This is a genomic window from Streptomyces sp. Tu6071, assembly GCF_000213055.1.
Lineage (GTDB): Bacteria > Actinomycetota > Actinomycetes > Streptomycetales > Streptomycetaceae > Streptomyces > Streptomyces evansiae.
Map to the genome: position 1 here is coordinate 2,291,153 of NZ_CM001165.1, position 15,609 is coordinate 2,306,761.

Sequence of the window (15,609 nt, forward strand, 5' to 3'; positions counted from 1 at the left end):
GGGGAGGGTCTGGTAGTCAGCGGGGACGGGTGTGGCTTCGGGGGACCCTGCGGCAAGGCCGCTACGGGCGCTACAGCGCTACACCGCAGGTCAGCGTGCCGCCTCTGTAGCGGGAAGGCGTGGGTGTAGCGGCTACGCCCGGTTGTGGCGGGCGCGGGCGTAGCCGCTACATGAAGAGCTGCCGCTACGGAGTCGCCCCCTCTGAGCTGTGCTGTAGCGGCGTAGCGGTCGTAGCCGCGCCTCCGGGCGGGGGCGGGCAGTAGCGGGTCCAGGCGTCGTGCAGATCGGTTGCGTGGAAACCCTTGAGGACGCCGCCGGCGGTGCGGATGTTGCGGGAGCGGACGGGCTCGTTCGCGGAGGTCATGTATTCGCCGAGGAGGCGCGAGAGGCGGCGGTTGTCGAGGGGTTTGCCGTCGAGGTCGGCCCAGGGGGCGTCTTCGAGGGCGTTGAGCCGGTCGAGGATGGCGATGGTGGGGAGCTTGTCGACGCCGATGAGGACGTGGTCCCGCAGGTCGGTGAGAAGGCGGATGCCGAGGCTGTGCTTGTCGGTGTCCTGAGCGGCGCGGACGAGGGTGAGGCAGGCGGCGCGGGCGCGCTGGGGCCAGTCGCCGCCTGCCGCGTCGGCGACGGCGAGGAGGGGTTCCCAGACGTCGGCGGGCCGGTCGGTGACGCCTTCGGGCATCTCGGGCCATGCCTCGGTGATCTGCCCGTGGACCTGCTCGGCCCACTGGGCCAGGCGGTCGCGCAGCGCGTTGCCCTCGCGTTCGTGGAGTCGGGCGCGGAAGGGCTCGACGTGCTCGTTGCGGGCGCGGCGGCGCATGCGGATGACGATGGAGCGGGTGAGGATCGTGTCCGGGAGAGTCCCGATCCCGGCGACGGCGACGCCGCAGTACGAGGGGAAGGCGACGACGCTTTGCTGTCCGCCGTCCCCGATGCACCGGTAGGTGACGCCGGTCCGGCGGTGTCCGGCATTGAGGAAGCCGCGCAGTTCCTCGTTCTCCCCGGCCTTGGGCCCGAAGATGGTATCGATCTCGTCGAAGAGGATCGTGGGTCGGCCCTCGCCGGAGGAGACGGCCCGGAAAAGGGCGGCGGCGCTCGCGTTGACGGCCACCATCGGCTGCGGGACGAGGGTCTCCACGATCTCCAGCGCGCGGGACTTGCCCGAGCCGGGCTCGGGGCTGAGGAAAGCGAGGCGGGGGGTGGAGTCGAAGGCGTCGAGGAGGTGGGCGTGTGCATCCCACAGGGCGACGGCGGCGTACGCGTCGTCGTGGGGGAAGACGTTGAAGCGGCGGTGGAACTGCTCGACCTCGTTGAGCAGTTCGGCCCCGTCGATGGGTTCGGTGTTCACGCGGCGGCCCTCCCTTCGGTGGCGGGGCGGGGGCAGGTGGTGCGGTGATCGGTGTGCTCGGCGACGAGCGCGAGGACGGCAGCAGTGCCGGTGGCGGTGCGGTCCCTCCCGCACACGCACCACGAGCGGGCGCGGGGCGTGCGGCGCGGCGGCGCGATGACGTGCAGGCCACCGACCTGGTAGCGCTGTCCGGTCGGGCGCGGCTTCGGGCGAAGAGCTACTACGACGCCCTTGCGGGCGGCGCCCTCCGGTTCGCCCCCGGCCGTGGGCGGAGCGGAGGGGACGGCGTCCTCCCCAGTCGGGGTGGTCGGGGTGGGGCTGTTCAGGGGGAGGGGTCGGGGCGCGGTCATGCGGCCTGCCTCCCTGCCGTGTTGTGGGCGAGGGACCAGTTCAGGGCGCTGCGGATGGTGGCTGCGCACTCGGCGGCGCCCAATCCGGCGGCCTCCCCCGCTCCTTGAAGAGCGGTCTCGACTACGGGTCGGGTGAGGTCGCCGGCGGCGATGAGGCGGCCGAGGGCGCGGGCGGCGCGCAGCAGGGTGGCGTTGCGGGTTCCCTCGCGGGCGGTGCGCACGTTGCCGCCCTCCCCGTCGAGCGCGGCACGGGCGTAGGCGCTTCCGTACACCTGCCGCCCCGTGGTGGCGGCGCGTGCCTGCTCGCACGGGTGCGGGGGCGTCAGCAAGCCCCGCAGCCAGGGCGGCAGGGGCCGCAGGGCGAACGGCGCGACGCTCTCGTACTGGCCGGTGGGGAGGATGCTGCCGGGGGCGACGACGTAGCCGCCCCACGCGCGGGTGTCCACGAGCGGGGCGAGGGTCCCGGCCGTGTTGCGGAGGCGGGCGGCGGCGGGGGCGGGGAAGTACAGGTGCGTCCCGCCGGAAGGGGTACGCACGGTGCGCGTACTCGGTACCGGCTGCCCGTGCTGCTCGGCGAGCGCCCGCAGGTGGGCGGCGCCGTCCGGGCCTTCGGTGCCCGGCTTGGGCACGTCGAGGTCGATGACGACGAGGTTGGCGGGGCCGGTGGCCAGGCCGACGTTGTAGTCCCCGCTCGCCCAGGCGCGGCGGAGGCGGTCGGGGTCGGTGGTGGCACGCTGCTCCCAGCCGAGGTGGCCGGGCCCGCACGGGCCGGTGCGGGGGCAGTTGGTTTCGCCGTGGAGGGCGGGGCGCTTGCTGCCGGGGCGGAGAGGGAAGACGGGCCAGCCGCGTTCGGCGCAGGTGAGGGCGGCGGCGAGGAGGGGGGCGTTCATGCGGTCACCTCCGCCCCGGTGAGCTGCGCGAGGAGGTGGGTGCCGAGCCAGTGGGTGTAGGCCGGGGGGATGGCTTCGGTCAGTTCCTCGCGCTCGTTGGTCCAGGTGATGCCCATGGCGTGCTGCATCTCGGGGACGGTGGCCTTGCCGCCGCCGTTGCCGTACGCGGCGACGTACGGCCCCTCGCGGTAGACGCCATGCCGCCACCCCCGCACCGGCCCCCGATGCCGCACGTGCGGGGGCTGCACGGCGCTCCACCCGCCGCCGAGTTCGAAGATGCGGTGGCGGAGCACGCCCAGGCCGAACATCTCCCCGCACAGCCGCACATCGGCGCGGACAGGGGCCTTGCCGGTGGGCTGCTCCAGCACCCACGGCAACCCCGTACGGTCCAACAGGACCCGCAGTTCGGGGATGAGCTGAACGTGCGAGCGCCCCCAACCTCGGCTGGCGTTGGTGCCCACGGTGAGCGCGCAACCGGCCTGGCAGGGCGGGGAGGCGTGCACCGCGTCGAACCCGGCGATCTCACCGCTGTCGAGCAGGCGGGTGAGGAAGGCGAGCGCGTCGGCGCGGTGCCAGGTGTAGGGGTAGTTGGGGCGGTCGGCGACGTCCACACCGACGACGTCGAACCCGGCACGGGCGTAGCCGGTGGCGGCCCCGCCGGCGCAGCAGAACAGATCGAGCAGACGCGGGCGCCGCCCGCGCTCTCGCGGGAAGGGGGTCAGGTCGGGCATGCTGGATACCTCCAGTTGAAGAGCTGGTGAGGGCGGCCCCGGTTCTTGGCGGAAGGGGGCCGCCCTCGGTGGTTCAGCTGTGGAAGTGGTTGCGCTTGATGACGGCCTTGCGGATGTTCACCGTCGTCCCGCTCGCGCGGTCGCGGTGGCCGAAGACCTGAACGGCGATCCACCCGCCGAAGATGACGGCCGCGAGGATCACGAGCTGCGTGATGAACGCCGTGAGCGCGGTGATGAAGGCGGTGAGGAGGAAGAGGCCGCCGCAGACGGCGGCGAAGCCGATGCCGCCCAGCGCGATGTTCACCGCCGCCCGGGACACGGGCGGCCTCACGGCGAGCGGGGCGGACTGGGCGGTGGGGGCGGTGTAGCCGGTGAGGGTGCGGCCGTCCGGCAGGACGATCGTCGTCACCTCCGGCACGGCGCCCGCCGGGACGACCGGCAGCGGCGCCGGCGTGGGGTTGAGGGGGGTGGGCCGGTGGACTTCCACGGCGCCCGTGAGGGGCCAGTGGGTGGGGTGTTCGGTGGACATGCGGAATCCCTTCCGGTGCTGGCTCAGGGAGGCTCGGGCACCCCTTGCCGGAGTGCCCGTACGGGGGGTTTCGGGGCTGTGAGCTGGGGTGCCTCCCTGCCTCCCTGACTGATCATTTGTGCAGGTCAGGTGGAGGGAGGCGGGTCAGGGAGGGTTTCAGGGAGTTCTCCCTACCTCCCTGACCCGCGCGGGTTTGCTCCCTGGGGTCAGCTCGCGGAAGCGGAACCGTCGCTGTCGCGGTCGGCGAGGGCGCGGGTGAGGCGTTCGCGGCCGACGACCATGCGCCCGTCCGACTTGTAGGGCTCGGCCCCGGTGCCCTCCAGGACCCGCTTCAAGTCGCCGTTGGTCCACTGCCCGTACGCCTGCGGCGCGAGCGCGGACAAGCGCTTCAACACGTCCTGCGTGTAGACGCGGGCCGTGGTCCCCAGGACGGTGAGGATGTCCGCGAGCGGGTCGCGGTCCTCGCCCCTGTCGATGACGTGCAGGGTGGTGACGCCGTCGCGCAGGGCCTTGGCGCGGTCGGTGATGGCGTGGGCGTCGTCGTCGGGGATGTAGTGGGTGCGCACGGTGATGGAGGACTGTCCGGCGGGGATGGTGATGCCGTCCGAGGCGACGACGAGCGTGCCCCGGTCCAGTCCCGGCCGCAGCAGGTTCGGCGCGGCCCCGCCATCCACGGCCTTGTCCCCCAGCGCCATCCGCGCCTGCGACTCGGTGCCCAGCGCGAGCGAGGCCCGCGTGTGGGCGCCCTCCCGTACCAGCTTGGGCAGGTTCTCGTTGGTCGGGTCCTGAGTGCCCTGCCACATCAGGACGTTGACCGCCCGCCCCTGGTTGTGGATCTTCCGGACGGCCATGAAGTACCGGGAATCGGCCTTCGACCCTCCGTACGGGGCACCCGACTTGACCTGGCCCTTCTCGCTCACGTACGTCGTCTTCGCCGGGCACATGAACGCCACCTGCGCCTCGTCCACGAGGACGATGAGCGGGGGGAAGGTGGTGCCGGGCGGGGCCTGGATGCGGCGGTTCATCTCCTCCACCGCGCCTTCCACCATCTCCGTGACCTCGATGACGTGCTCGTCGGTCGGCCCCTGGATCAGGGTGGTGGCCAGGCCATCGAACATGTTCCAGTCGCCCACGCCCTTGAGGTCACCGATGAGGAACTGCACCGACTTGTCCAGCGCCAGCCACAAGGCCAGCGACCGCAGGGCCACCGTCTTGCCCTGGTTGGACAGGCCCGTGACCAGCAGGTGGCGCTGGTAGAGGCTCAGCGCGGCGGCATCCCCGCGCAGGTCCTGGCCCCAAGGGGCTTTGCCCTTCTTGTAGTCGGCGGTCAGGGTCTCGTCCGTGACCAGCGGAGACGGCCCGATCGGCTCATCCAGCGCACCCGAGTCCGCCACCCACAACCGCACCGTGCGGGCGGCCGTGGGGATGGTGATGAACACCTCGTGCTCGTGGCGGCTCAGGTTCTCGGCGAGCTTGCGCCGCTTGGCCTGCACCTCGTTGGTGGAGACCCCGGACGGGAGGGTGACGTCGACCTCTACGCCGCACCCGGCGATGCGGATGGGGCCGAGCATGGAGGCGCCGGCGTCGCCCATCTCCTTGATGGCCCGGCCGAGGGCGGGCACGCCGAGGTCCCGCAGCGCCTTGACCACGATGGACGGGGTGATGGGCTCGCCCTCGCCGTCGCGGACGCTGGCCGGGAGGGCCCACTGGGGTGCGGCTTTCTGGTGGGCGCCCACGGCCCACAGGCCGAGGAGGGCGAGGAAGGGGGCGAGGGAGACGAGCGGCCCCCACACCACCGTGACGATCGTGATGAGCAGCTTGATGAGCTTCACCACCGCCATCAGCGGGGTCATCACGTCGGTGACGTCCTTGTTCGCGATGGCGAGGACGACGCCGAGGGCGACAAGCGCGCCGATTCCGGCACCCGTGCCGATGGCGAGGCCGCGTGCGGCGTCGGCGGGGGCGGTGAGCAGGTCCATGCGGCGGCGGTGGCGGGCGTCGCGGAAGCGCTGCCCGCGCTCCTCCCACTCCGCCGCCAGCTCCGTGTTCCCGGCGGCTTCGGCGGCGCGCATCATCCGCTCGTAGCGGGCGGTCGTACGCGACTCCCACATCCGACGCGTCACGATCCGGGCCCCACCCGCGACGTAGAGACTGTGCCGGGCCGCGAGCCGAGCGGTCCCGGACACGTGCGGGTGGGTGACGGTGGCCCGTACGACCCTCCCCGAGCGCACCCACAGCGGCGCGGGCGCCATCACGGGCGCGGTGGGCTTTTCAGTACCGGGCGGGTTGGGCGGGGGCGTCTGGGGGCCGCTGGCGGGCGCGGGCGGGTTCGGCTCCTTGAAGAGCCTGACGACGTTCTCGGACACGGCAAAGTCTCCATCTGCCCCACAGCGCGGGGCCGTTGACGCGCCGCTCCGGGCGCGCGGTAGCGCCTCGGAGCGGCGCCCGGAAGGGTGGGGGTCAGGCGATGCGGTCGGCGAGGTATTCGGCCTCGTACGCTTCGCGCTCCTCGGCTTCGACCTGGCGCAGGTGCTCGCGGGCCTCGCGGGGGCGCTGGCGGCGGAGGCCGTAGGCGTCGTGCCGGTCGCGGACGATGCGTTCCAGGACGCCCCGGCGGGTGAACTGGGCGGCGTGGGTGAGTTCGTGGACGAGGGTGACGGCGACCTCGTGGGTGGTGCGGTGCTCCATCGCGTTCACGACGATCACGGCCCCGCCCTCCGGGGTGGGCACGGCCCGCGCTTGCGCCGTACGCGCCAACTGGCGGGTCTCGCGCAGCTCACGGCTGGCGTGCGAGCGGGACGGCTCACCGTCCAGCAGCACGGTCTCCGCCTCCACGATCAGGCCCGGGAGGGCCTTCGGACCGGTAACCACGATCCGCACCTCGGCCAGGCGACCGGGGACGGTGTAGGTGATTTCGCGGGCGGCGAGCGGGGCCAGGCGCTTGACCTGGCGCCCGATGTCGCGGCGCGCGAAGAGCTGGTGGACTTCCACGGTCAGGTTCACGGTGCGTTCCCCCTTGGGTGGGGTCAGGCCGCAGCCCCGGTGGCGTCCGCGCAGGGGACGCAGGTACCGAGGTGGGCGGGCAGGACGTACCCGGCATCGCGCCCGCAGACGGGGCAGGTGCGGCGGGCCTGGTTGGCCTTGGCCAGTGCCACCGCCCGCCGAGGCGTCATCGGACGCACCGGGCGGGCGAGGTCGAGGCGGTAGAGGTAGGCGACGAGCGGGCCCCGCCGCCGGCGCGGCCGTTCGAGCTGGGCTGCGACGGGCTGTCCGCCGGGGCGCAGGCCGAGGGCGCGGAGCTGGCGGCGGGTGGCAAGCCCTTCGGGGGCGAGCTTCCACCGATAGACCGGCAGGGCGCCGCTCACGAGACGGCCCCGGTCTCGGTGGCGAGGACACGTTTCCAGGCTCCGCGCAGGCGGACCTCGGAGGCGCTGTGACCCGCGCTACGGAAGCGTGACGCCATCTCCCGGTACGACAACGCCGGGACGCGGCTGACGCGGATCTCGGCAACCAGCGCGTCCAACTCACCGTCGGTGAGGGGGGTGGGTTCCAGCTCCGCGACGGGGACGCTGGGGCCCCAGACGGGGAGTTCCCAGCGGGGTGTGCCGGAGGGTGTGACGCGGCTCGTCACGCTGGTCAGAGCCGGTCCCGTCTCCTCACCCGTGCGGGCGTTCTCCAGCGTCGCCCACGCCTCGGAGAGCGTCTGAGCGGTGCGGGCCTGGACGCGTGCGACGCGCGCCCCGGCCTCCGTCACGGCCGTCAACCGGGTCTCCTCCGTGCCCGCCTCGGCGCGCAGGCGGGCACGGGAGACGGCGGCTTCGTCGCGGGCCTCCTGCTGGATACCCCGGATCGCTCCGAGGGCCGCCGGGGTGAGCGCGGTCCGCTCCCACAGCCCGTGCACGAGCCACAGGGCCTTCGCCGCGAGAGGGAGCCAGGCCACGGCGAGCCATGCGCCCTTGGACGCTTCGGCGGTGAGGGCGTGGACGATGAGGACACCAGCGGCGATGAGCCCGAAGGACCAGCCCACGGCGGTGACGGGGCGGCTGTGGTCGCCCTGCGCGGCCAGGCGGCGTTCATAGGCGAGGGTGGCGAGCCACCCTCCGTCGATCCCGAGCCCGACGACGAGCGCGACCGGCCACGGCATCGCCCGCCCCAGCCACATCACCACCACCGCCAGCGTGAGGACCATCGACACGGCCGTCATGGCGACGGCGGGAAGCACGGTCTTGGCCTTCATCACGCCACCTCCCGCACGGCGTCGCGCCGGCCCGAGCGGCGCGCGGTGACCAACCCGAGGAGACGGCTGGCGAACGGGGCCTTTATGGGCCGGTGCGCTCGCTTGGCCTCGTACATCGCTTCGTCCGCCCGCGCCAGCAGCGCGGACAGGTCGCCGCCGGGGTGGTCGGCGGCCCGCACCCACCCGAGGGAAACGGTCGCGGCGACCTCGGACGGCTGCCCCTCGGCGGGGCGGGCGAGGACGCCGTGAAGGAGTGTGAGGAGGTCGGCGGCGGTGCCGTCCGTGTCGATCAGGACGGCGGCGAACTCGTCCCCGCCGAGGCGCCCGCACACGCCGTTCGGGCCCGTGGCGTGGGCGAGGCGGCGGGCGACGGAGGCGAGGAGCGCGTCACCGGCGGCGTGGCCGTGGCGGTCGTTGACCTGCTTGAAGTGGTCCACGTCCGCCAGCACCACCACCGCACGCTCATCGCGGAGCAGACGCCGGGCCTTGCGGGTGAACGCGTCCCGCGTCCACAAGCCGGTGAGCGGGTCGCGGCGGGCCCGGGTCAGCCCCCGCCGCAGGGAGAGCACGTGGGCTGCCCACCCGGCGACGAGCGGGGCCGCCGTGGCAAGAGCGGTCAGGGTCTCGCTCACGACGCACCCCCGATCAGCGCCAGAAGCGCGGCGAGGACGAGGAAGGCGCAGCCGACCCCGGTCAGGTCCACAGCGCGCCGCAGATCCGTGTACTTCACGACCGGGATTCGGGACAGCCCCGCGACATCGGCCGCGAGGTCGCCGCGCACGGCGGTGGCGATCTCCTCAGCCGTGAGCGTCGCCCACAACGGGAAGCCGTGACGGCCCCCCAGGTTCGGGCGCACCGAGCGCAGCAGCAGCCCGGCCGCCGCAAGCAGCAGCACGGTCCCCAGCCCGCCCGCCACCCAGGCCGAGACGGTGAGCGGGGCATCCTTGGCCAGACTCCAGGAACCGGCGAGGACCGCGCCGAGGAAAGCCAGCAGCAACCCCGTCTTCGTGTCCGTCCGCGCGATCTCCGCCTTCACCTCGGCGTGCGCCGCCTTCACGAACGCGTCCGGGGCACTCATGCCGCACCGCCCGACTGCCGCCCGAAGGCGACGTTCGCCAGGGCGGCCCGCTCCCGCAGCACCCGCCGCTGCGCCCGGCGCAGCCGCGCGGTGTCCAGCTCGTTCGGAACGCGGTCAAGGGTGAGGATCTGCGCGTCGAGGAGGTCAACGTCCGCGAGGATCGCGGGCATCTCCACCTCGACCGCGTCCAGCTCGGCGGCCGTCGGCTCCAGCCAGTCCGCGAACGCCGTAACGGCGTCCTGAACAGTAACGATGTGATCCATGGGTCGTGATCTCCCTTGCAGGTGGGCAACGGCCCGAACAGAGCCCCCGGTGTTCCAGCACCGGGGGCTCACGCCGTTGGGATCGGAAACTCCGGCTCCCCGCGCTCCCCCTCGTATCGCCGCAGCGGACGGGACGAGGGGGAGAGGCAGCCGGCCGCCGCGACCGGAAGGCTGTGTGTGCGGCGGGATGACGCGAAGGGCGTTACCGCTCGTACCGGTCCAGCACGAGCGGCGCCGAGGGCAATCGAAGGAACACAGGGGCTCCCTGAGGTCGAAGTGCAAGTTGCTGCGCGAACCTGAGCCGCGCTGACCGCCTTTATGTCTTCGGGAGGCGGTGGCCCATGGATTCAGTTGTCAAGGAACGATCAACTCGGGGCCCCAACTGCACGAGCTATCCCGAACCGAAGCCCCCGATGTTCAGGAGCGGCGTTCACGAGACCCAGACTGGACCGGTGGACCGGTCCAGTCAAGCGTCAAACACAGACTTGCCAGCGAACAAGCGACGTTTCCGCAGCTCAGGCGACCTAAAAAGACGTCAAAAAAGCTGGACCGGCTGACCGGTCCAGCTTGCCCGAGGGGGTGAACGCCTACATGGCGTAGGTGTCCACCTGCTCGAAGAGGGCGGCGGGAGTGACCCCCTCCTCGCACACGAGGGGGCGGCCCTCTTGGTCGTACGCGGTGTGGAGCAGAACAGCGACCGCGCTCCCCTTGGCGACGTTCAGCCGCTCGCCTTCGACCTCGGTCGCCAGGCGGACCGTAGTGACGTCCACGCCCTCCACCGGAAACCGCCCAGTCTGCCGGCGAACGTAGCGCGTGGTGCCTTCGGCGATGGGCGCCGCGTCAGACAAGCGCGGCGCCGCTTCGCCGATCGACCGGGGGAACCACGCTTCCACGTAGCTGTTCGGGCTGCCGTCCGGCAACTGGAGGACCCGAATCCGCCGGAGGGCGAGTTCGCCCGGCTCGGCACGTAGCGCCTCGGCGATATGCGGAGGCGGCTCCGCCCAATCCGGCTCACCGACCCGAAGGAACGGCATCCCGCCGAGGACGCGCGCAGACCCGGCTCGGCGAGCGCCAGCCGGCCGCGCGACGGGCGTCTCGGTCACGACGAACCCCGTTCCCTGCTTGGCCACGACGATGCCGTCGCCGCGCAGCACGTCCACCGCCTTGATGGCAGTGGCTCGTGACACATTCCACTGCTCGGCCAACTCTCGCCCCGAAGGGATGGTGTCGCCGGGACCGTACTCACCTGCGGCAATGCGTGCGCGCAGCGATTCCGCGATCTCTTCGTATTTCAGGACAGCCATGGTTTCCCTTACCTCGCGCGCTGGACTGGTCCACCGGTACGCAACGATACTGCGGTCATGTCGAATCTCGAATTGGCTCCCTCCGTGATGCGGTTCTACGGCGAGACGGTGAACGAGGACGCACGCCTGCGCGCCACGGCGGACGGGCGCATGGAGCTGGTGCGCACGCAGGAGCTTCTGCGTCGTTTTCTCCCCGATGCGCCGGCCCGAGTCCTGGACGTAGGCGGGGCAACCGGCATTCACGCGGAGTGGCTGGTCAAGGACGGCTACGAAGTCACGGTGGTGGACCCCGTGCCCCGTCACGTGGAGCAAGCATCCGCCGTGTGTCGTGCCGTCGTGGGGGACGCGAGGTCCCTGCCGGAGCCGGATGAGACCTTCGACGCCGTGCAGCTCCTTGGCCCCCTCTACCATCTGCCGGCCGAAGAGGACCGGCGCAAGGCGCTCGCGGAAGCCTGCCGCGTCGTGAAGCCTGGGGGCCTGATCGCGGCGGCTGCTATCAACCGCTACGCCTCCCTCTTCGAGCACGTCACGTACGCGCACCTGCACACGGACCGGATGCGCGCCTCCGTCTCGAAGATCCTGGCGACGGCGGTGCACGACGGGGCCAGGGGCTTCACCCTGGCCTACTTCCACAGGGCCGAGGAACTGGCGGCGGAGCTGAGCGGCGCCGGCCTCACAGGCGTACAGGTCTTCGGGATTGAGGGGCCCGCCTGGTCGCTCGTGAAGGCCGCCGAGCAGCAACCGGGCAGCGGCCCCACTGACGACCTGATCGCCTCCGCTCTGGAAGCGGCCAGGATGGCAGAGCCCTACCCCGAACTGCTCGCCGCTAGTTCGCACCTTCTGGCGGTAGGCCGAGCGCCGCAGTAGACGATGTCGCGGCCCCCTGACAGGGTCACCTGGACATGCCGTCAGCTCAAACGATGTGCACCCGCTCGTAAGCACCATCTGGTCCGCGCAACAGAAGGTCGGACCCTTCTCCTTTCTGGGACTCAAGGTACGCATAGATCTGGACGGCACGGTTGATCACGTCTGTCTTCGAGAGACCGGTCTGATCGACTAGTTCTGCGATTGCCTTTACAGCGGGCGGGACCAGGGTTACGGAGTATCGCTCGCTGGACGGAGGGCGAGTTACGCCCGAGGTATGGGACATCTGGTCCCCCTTCCTTATGAACGCCGCATGCGGCTTCGGGCGGAGTTGGGCCGTGGCAGGTCTCGCGCGGTCATGAACACCATAGCCGCGCGAAGCTGGTGCGTCTACGCACCTAAAATGCTACTGTCTGATGCGCGAGGGGGATAGACGCACCCTCGCGCATTCGAGTGACCGCAACGAGCGCAGAGCGAGGTGGAGAAGTGCAGCAGCCAAGGCTCAGTTACCGCCTGGGGGATGAAACCTAGGGCTGGGCCTCCGTCGGGAGACCTAATGATCGAGCGCCCTGACGCGCGTCAGAACGACAACTTGGATCAGCCGACTTCGGCTGCCTACGTCACCTTCAGTACCACCCCCGATGGCCCTTCGGTCACCATGAGCGTCCCCTCGGGGCAGTCGCACCTGATGTTGGCGACTGTGCCGACGGTCACTGGGGTGTTGGGGTCTGCTTTGGGCCCCTACCTGATGGCGCGCGCATTGGACGTGGTTGGCACTGGAACGCCCTGGCAGCTCCAGAGTGGCCTGCTTACTTTGGCGGCCTTGCTGCCGATGGCGTACATCGTGATCAGCCGCCGCACCAACTAGCCAAACGGGCCTGCCGAGCCTATGAGGATCGTGCGCAACTCGTGTACCCCCCGATGACATCGGGGGGTACACGTCGTAATCCCCCAGCTCAACTCGACTCCTGAGGCAAGCCGATCCCCCGCCGGAAATATCGGTCTGCGACCGTGGATCAGAGATAGGACACCGGGCCCCCAAGGCTCCCCGCGACACACCCCAGACACAGGCCCCCTCCTCGACGGGCCCGCTCCCCACTCGACCGCAGGTCAACGCCCGTTCGACGCCCTAACCCCGCATCCTCTCCGGAGCCGTGTGCGCAGGTTCGAATCCTGCCGGGGGCACCTTGGACGAGGTGCCGATGAAGACCCCGCCGCCAGCGGAAGCTGGATGCGGGGTCTTTTCGCGTTCGGCCGGAGCGGGCCGAGAGGCCGGAAAGCGGGCTGCGCCGCCGCGCCTGCGCGCGAGGGTGGGGGGCAGCCCGGTCGCGGGGGCTACTGGTGTGCGGGGGCGGACAGCATGCACAGCGCTCGGTGGTAGGCGACCTGTGACGCGTCGATGGTGTGCTCGGACACGCGGCGGAGCTCTCCGGGCGAGGCCCCTCCGTCCATCCGCCGCACCACCCAGTGCTCGTCGACGTAGATCGCGAACCCGTCGAACAGCGCGTGGTCGTTGGGGCACAGGCAGAGCAGGTTGCCCAGCACATCCGGACCATTGTGCGGGGCGCCGAGGCCCCGGATGTGCGCTGCTTGGACGAAGGACCTGCCTCCGTGCTCCAGTTGGGTGCCGCACACCTGGCAGCGTCCCCCATGCAGTTCCTTCACCTGCTGCGCGTACGCGGAATTCCGGATGATTCTGGAGTAGCCGCCCTTCCGGCGTCCAGCGGGCCCTGCCGTTTCTTCGTGTTCCGCCTCACGCTGCCCCGGGAGGAGAGCAGCGCCGTCCGGGCGTGTGTCGCTCGTTTCGCCCTGGGCGTTCTCGTAGCCACCGAGCCCGACCCGCTGAAGCAACTCGCGCTGGTCGATGCCGCCAAGCGCACCCCGGCACAGCGTGGCGACGGTCTCCAGCCGGGTGGTGGCATTCTTCAGCTTTTCGGCTGCGGGAAGGCTGAGGCCGACGATCGGCGGTGCCTCGTCGGATTCCTCGGGCGCCCCTTCGAGCGAGAGGTCTTCGAAACTTCCCCGTACTTCCCAGAGTTCGTCGTGGCGCAGCCACTCGAAAGAGGAGCCGTTCGAGGCGTCCTCGGCCTCCCGCTCGCTGAAATCGGCCAGGAGCGGGCCCATCTCCTCCCGGAGGCGGGGCAAGGGCAACAGGCGCGGCTTTTCCTTCGCGATCCGCGAAGACGCCCACAGGAGCGCGAGCGATTCGGGCCGATCGGCGGCTACGCGCTTCGCCTCGCCCGGAATGTTCAGCGCCGCGATGCGGTCACGCAGGGTGGAGCCTCCAGGGGCCGTGGCGGTCGTCGGCCTCACACCCGCGCCTCCGGGGCCTTCACCGCCGCCCGGGAAAAGGGAGGCGGCGTTCGCGTAGTCGCTCGCCGATTTGAGGGTGAGGCTCCTCAGGCTGCTCCCCAGGGCGAAGTGGCTCAGCACCGGCTTCGCCGATACAGCGGGCGTGAAGTGCTCCACGTTCCCCAGAGCCATCACGTGCTCCCAGGTCTCGCCCTCCTCGTCAGCGCCCCACACATTCCTGGCCAGTTCAGAATTGCGCATGAGGTGCAGGATGCGCGCGCGGGCGATGAAATGATGGCTGTGGTAGAAGAACACGTCGTCCCCGACCCGACGCCCCTCCAGCGCTTTCGTCTTCGCGTGCCAGGGCACGGAGCACGGGGTGCTGCCCCAGAGCCAGACAGTCCCCCCGGGGTACAGCTCTCGCATCAGTCCGGCGTCTTCGCCGAGGTACTTCTCGATGTCCGCCAGCGCGACGCCGTCACGCACGGTGTCGGTGAAGTGGCGAGGGGCGCCGGCCTTCAGGCCACGCGGCTGGAGAACCAACTGAGGAGCCCGGGCGGGCACATCCGCCTCCGCGGCGGCGCCGCGCTCCACGACGAACCCCGCCTGTTCCAACCGCTCCGCGATCGCCTCCTCGCCGCCGGTCAGTTCCTCGGGCAGGGGCCAGTGGCCCGCCCCGTAGCGCTGAGCCAGCGAGGCGATCGTGTGCGCGTCGTAGCGCTTGTTGTCGAGAACCATCCGCGAAAACCCCGCCAGGCCGAAGCCGTAGTGCTCACGCAGCCCCTCGTGCCCCAGTTGCTCGTATTCCGCCACAGCCGCCAGCACGCTCGGCCGTGATACGCCACTCAATCCCATGCCCGAAACAGTAATAGGACGGTACGACAATGCCCTGACTCCTCTTGCCCGTTGGGCGTCCACTCCGGCTACCCGACTTTCCACGGGCGCCACGGAACTACGCCGGACGGGTCACCGGCACCTGCCACGCCGAAAAGCTCGGCACCTCGCGCGGAGTGGTCACCGCCCCACCTCCGGCAGCGGTCGTGTCGCCACTTCCTTTGCCTCTTCCTCCGGGAGGCCCAGCATGCGGAGGACCATCGTGGCGAGGGTGGTGGCGGTTTGGTCGGGGGGGAGGTCGGGGCGGGCGAAGCGGAGGTCGATCAGGGCGAGGAGGGAGCCGCCCACCGCCGTGAGGGCGGCCAGGGGGTCGGTGGTGGTGAAGCGGCCCGTGGTGATGCCCAGTTCGATGTCGCGGCGGGCGCGGGGGGCCAGGCCCTGGTCGGAGTGGAGGTAGGCGAGGGCGCGGTGGCGCAGGACGCGCATCAGTTCGGGGTGCGAGTCGGCCATGCGGACGCTGAGGCGGAAACCGGCGGCGAGGAGTTCGGCGGGGTCGTCGACGGAGGCCAGCCGGGCATCGAAGGTGCTGCCGAACTCCTCCAGCGCGTCCTCGACCGCCGCCTCGAAGAGTTCCGTCTTCGACGAGAAGTGGTTGTAGAAGGAGCCGAAGCCGACGTCGGCGCGCTGGGCGATCTCCTGGATGCTCACGCTCGTGTCCCCGTCCTCCGCGAGGACCTGGCGGGCGGCGCGCAGGAGCGCCTGCCGGGTCCTGGCCCGGCGGCGGGTGTTGCGGTCGTCGCCTGTGGGGGCTGGGGTCGGCATGCGGGGAAGTCTAGCAACGGCCGGTCACAGAGTTGATGATTTCATCAATTTCTCATGACGAGCGGAC

The 15,609-nt window shown here is 71.2% G+C and carries 17 protein-coding genes; 2 read left to right on the forward strand and 15 right to left on the reverse strand.

Annotated elements, in window-relative coordinates:
• Window positions 1-184 precede the first annotated feature (184 nt).
• The 13 genes from STTU_RS09240 to STTU_RS09300 all read right to left on the reverse strand — a co-directional run bounded on the left by STTU_RS09240 (window position 185) and on the right by STTU_RS09300 (window position 10,730).
• Entirely contained in the window at window positions 185-1,348 is a 1,164-nt protein-coding gene (locus tag STTU_RS09240; protein WP_043254657.1) for a DUF3631 domain-containing protein, read from the reverse strand.
• Window positions 1,345-1,698 carry a hypothetical protein gene (locus tag STTU_RS09245; RefSeq protein ID WP_043254659.1) on the reverse strand — a complete coding sequence of 118 codons (354 nt, stop codon included), beginning with the start codon at window positions 1,696-1,698 and terminating at the stop codon, window positions 1,345-1,347. The genes STTU_RS09240 and STTU_RS09245 overlap by 4 nt, the downstream gene beginning before the upstream one ends.
• On the reverse strand, window positions 1,695-2,588 hold the full coding sequence (locus STTU_RS09250; RefSeq protein WP_043254661.1) for a bifunctional DNA primase/polymerase: 894 nt from the start codon (window positions 2,586-2,588) through the stop codon (window positions 1,695-1,697). The genes STTU_RS09245 and STTU_RS09250 overlap by 4 nt, the downstream gene beginning before the upstream one ends.
• A complete protein-coding gene (locus STTU_RS09255) occupies window positions 2,585-3,319 on the reverse strand; it encodes a DNA cytosine methyltransferase (protein WP_007822051.1) in 735 nt (244 codons plus the stop codon). The genes STTU_RS09250 and STTU_RS09255 overlap by 4 nt, the downstream gene beginning before the upstream one ends.
• Before the next feature lie 73 nt (window positions 3,320-3,392).
• Window positions 3,393-3,848 (reverse strand): hypothetical protein, encoded by a 456-nt coding sequence (locus STTU_RS09260; RefSeq protein WP_007822064.1) that lies wholly within the window; start codon window positions 3,846-3,848, stop codon window positions 3,393-3,395.
• 206 nt (window positions 3,849-4,054) lie between these two features.
• Entirely contained in the window at window positions 4,055-6,214 is a 2,160-nt protein-coding gene (locus STTU_RS09265; RefSeq protein ID WP_007822072.1) for an FtsK/SpoIIIE domain-containing protein, read from the reverse strand.
• Window positions 6,215-6,308: 94 nt separating this feature from the next.
• Complete coding sequence (locus STTU_RS09270) at window positions 6,309-6,851, reverse strand: hypothetical protein (RefSeq protein ID WP_007822073.1); 543 nt, start codon at window positions 6,849-6,851, stop codon at window positions 6,309-6,311.
• 23 nt (window positions 6,852-6,874) lie between these two features.
• Window positions 6,875-7,213 (reverse strand): RRQRL motif-containing zinc-binding protein, encoded by a 339-nt coding sequence (locus STTU_RS09275; protein ID WP_234019193.1) that lies wholly within the window; start codon window positions 7,211-7,213, stop codon window positions 6,875-6,877.
• The gene (locus STTU_RS09280; protein WP_007822075.1) at window positions 7,210-8,085 is read right to left on the reverse strand and encodes a hypothetical protein; all 876 of its coding nucleotides are present in this window, start codon (window positions 8,083-8,085) and stop codon (window positions 7,210-7,212) included. The genes STTU_RS09275 and STTU_RS09280 overlap by 4 nt, the downstream gene beginning before the upstream one ends.
• Window positions 8,085-8,717, reverse strand: coding sequence for a GGDEF domain-containing protein (locus tag STTU_RS09285; protein WP_043254663.1), 633 nt, complete (start codon window positions 8,715-8,717; stop codon window positions 8,085-8,087). Before STTU_RS09285 ends, STTU_RS09280 begins: the two co-directional genes overlap by 1 nt.
• A complete protein-coding gene (locus STTU_RS09290) occupies window positions 8,714-9,163 on the reverse strand; it encodes a Pycsar system effector family protein (RefSeq protein WP_043254665.1) in 450 nt (149 codons plus the stop codon). The genes STTU_RS09285 and STTU_RS09290 overlap by 4 nt, the downstream gene beginning before the upstream one ends.
• Window positions 9,160-9,426, reverse strand: coding sequence for a DUF6284 family protein (locus STTU_RS09295; RefSeq protein WP_007822082.1), 267 nt, complete (start codon window positions 9,424-9,426; stop codon window positions 9,160-9,162). The genes STTU_RS09290 and STTU_RS09295 overlap by 4 nt, the downstream gene beginning before the upstream one ends.
• 587 nt (window positions 9,427-10,013) lie before the next feature.
• Window positions 10,014-10,730: a GntR family transcriptional regulator gene (locus tag STTU_RS09300; protein ID WP_043254666.1), complete on the reverse strand. Its 717-nt coding sequence runs from the start codon at window positions 10,728-10,730 to the stop codon at window positions 10,014-10,016.
• Between the two features lie 57 nt (window positions 10,731-10,787).
• Here STTU_RS09300 and STTU_RS09305 point away from each other — a divergent pair, with 57 nt between their 5' ends.
• A complete protein-coding gene (locus tag STTU_RS09305) occupies window positions 10,788-11,597 on the forward strand; it encodes a class I SAM-dependent methyltransferase (RefSeq protein WP_043254668.1) in 810 nt (269 codons plus the stop codon).
• Between the two features lie 553 nt (window positions 11,598-12,150).
• On the forward strand, window positions 12,151-12,462 hold the full coding sequence (locus STTU_RS09310; protein ID WP_043254669.1) for a hypothetical protein: 312 nt from the start codon (window positions 12,151-12,153) through the stop codon (window positions 12,460-12,462).
• Window positions 12,463-12,929: 467 nt separating this feature from the next.
• Here STTU_RS09310 and STTU_RS35310 read toward each other — a convergent pair whose 3' ends face one another.
• Both STTU_RS35310 and STTU_RS09320 read right to left on the reverse strand, forming a co-directional pair.
• Complete coding sequence (locus STTU_RS35310) at window positions 12,930-14,741, reverse strand: HNH endonuclease (RefSeq protein ID WP_234019194.1); 1,812 nt, start codon at window positions 14,739-14,741, stop codon at window positions 12,930-12,932.
• A 159-nt stretch (window positions 14,742-14,900) separates the two neighbouring features.
• Window positions 14,901-15,542 carry a TetR/AcrR family transcriptional regulator gene (locus STTU_RS09320; protein ID WP_007822093.1) on the reverse strand — a complete coding sequence of 214 codons (642 nt, stop codon included), beginning with the start codon at window positions 15,540-15,542 and terminating at the stop codon, window positions 14,901-14,903.
• Window positions 15,543-15,609: the final 67 nt, after the last annotated feature.

Excerpts from the sequence above, each read along its gene's own strand:
- STTU_RS09245 (WP_043254659.1), bottom strand. The coding sequence starts at position 1,698 with ATGACCGCGCCCCGACCCCTCCCCCTGAACAGCCCCACCCCGACCACC.
- STTU_RS09250 (WP_043254661.1), bottom strand. The coding sequence starts at position 2,588 with ATGAACGCCCCCCTCCTCGCCGCCGCCCTCACCTGCGCCGAACGCGGC.
- STTU_RS09255 (WP_007822051.1), bottom strand. The coding sequence starts at position 3,319 with ATGCCCGACCTGACCCCCTTCCCGCGAGAGCGCGGGCGGCGCCCGCGT.
- STTU_RS09260 (WP_007822064.1), bottom strand. The coding sequence starts at position 3,848 with ATGTCCACCGAACACCCCACCCACTGGCCCCTCACGGGCGCCGTGGAA.
- STTU_RS09280 (WP_007822075.1), bottom strand. The coding sequence starts at position 8,085 with ATGAAGGCCAAGACCGTGCTTCCCGCCGTCGCCATGACGGCCGTGTCG.
- STTU_RS09290 (WP_043254665.1), bottom strand. The coding sequence starts at position 9,163 with ATGAGTGCCCCGGACGCGTTCGTGAAGGCGGCGCACGCCGAGGTGAAG.
- STTU_RS09295 (WP_007822082.1), bottom strand. The coding sequence starts at position 9,426 with ATGGATCACATCGTTACTGTTCAGGACGCCGTTACGGCGTTCGCGGAC.
- STTU_RS09300 (WP_043254666.1), bottom strand. The coding sequence starts at position 10,730 with ATGGCTGTCCTGAAATACGAAGAGATCGCGGAATCGCTGCGCGCACGC.
- STTU_RS09305 (WP_043254668.1), top strand. The coding sequence starts at position 10,788 with ATGTCGAATCTCGAATTGGCTCCCTCCGTGATGCGGTTCTACGGCGAG.
- STTU_RS09310 (WP_043254669.1), top strand. The coding sequence starts at position 12,151 with ATGATCGAGCGCCCTGACGCGCGTCAGAACGACAACTTGGATCAGCCG.
- STTU_RS35310 (WP_234019194.1), bottom strand. The coding sequence starts at position 14,741 with ATGGGATTGAGTGGCGTATCACGGCCGAGCGTGCTGGCGGCTGTGGCG.
- STTU_RS09320 (WP_007822093.1), bottom strand. The coding sequence starts at position 15,542 with ATGCCGACCCCAGCCCCCACAGGCGACGACCGCAACACCCGCCGCCGG.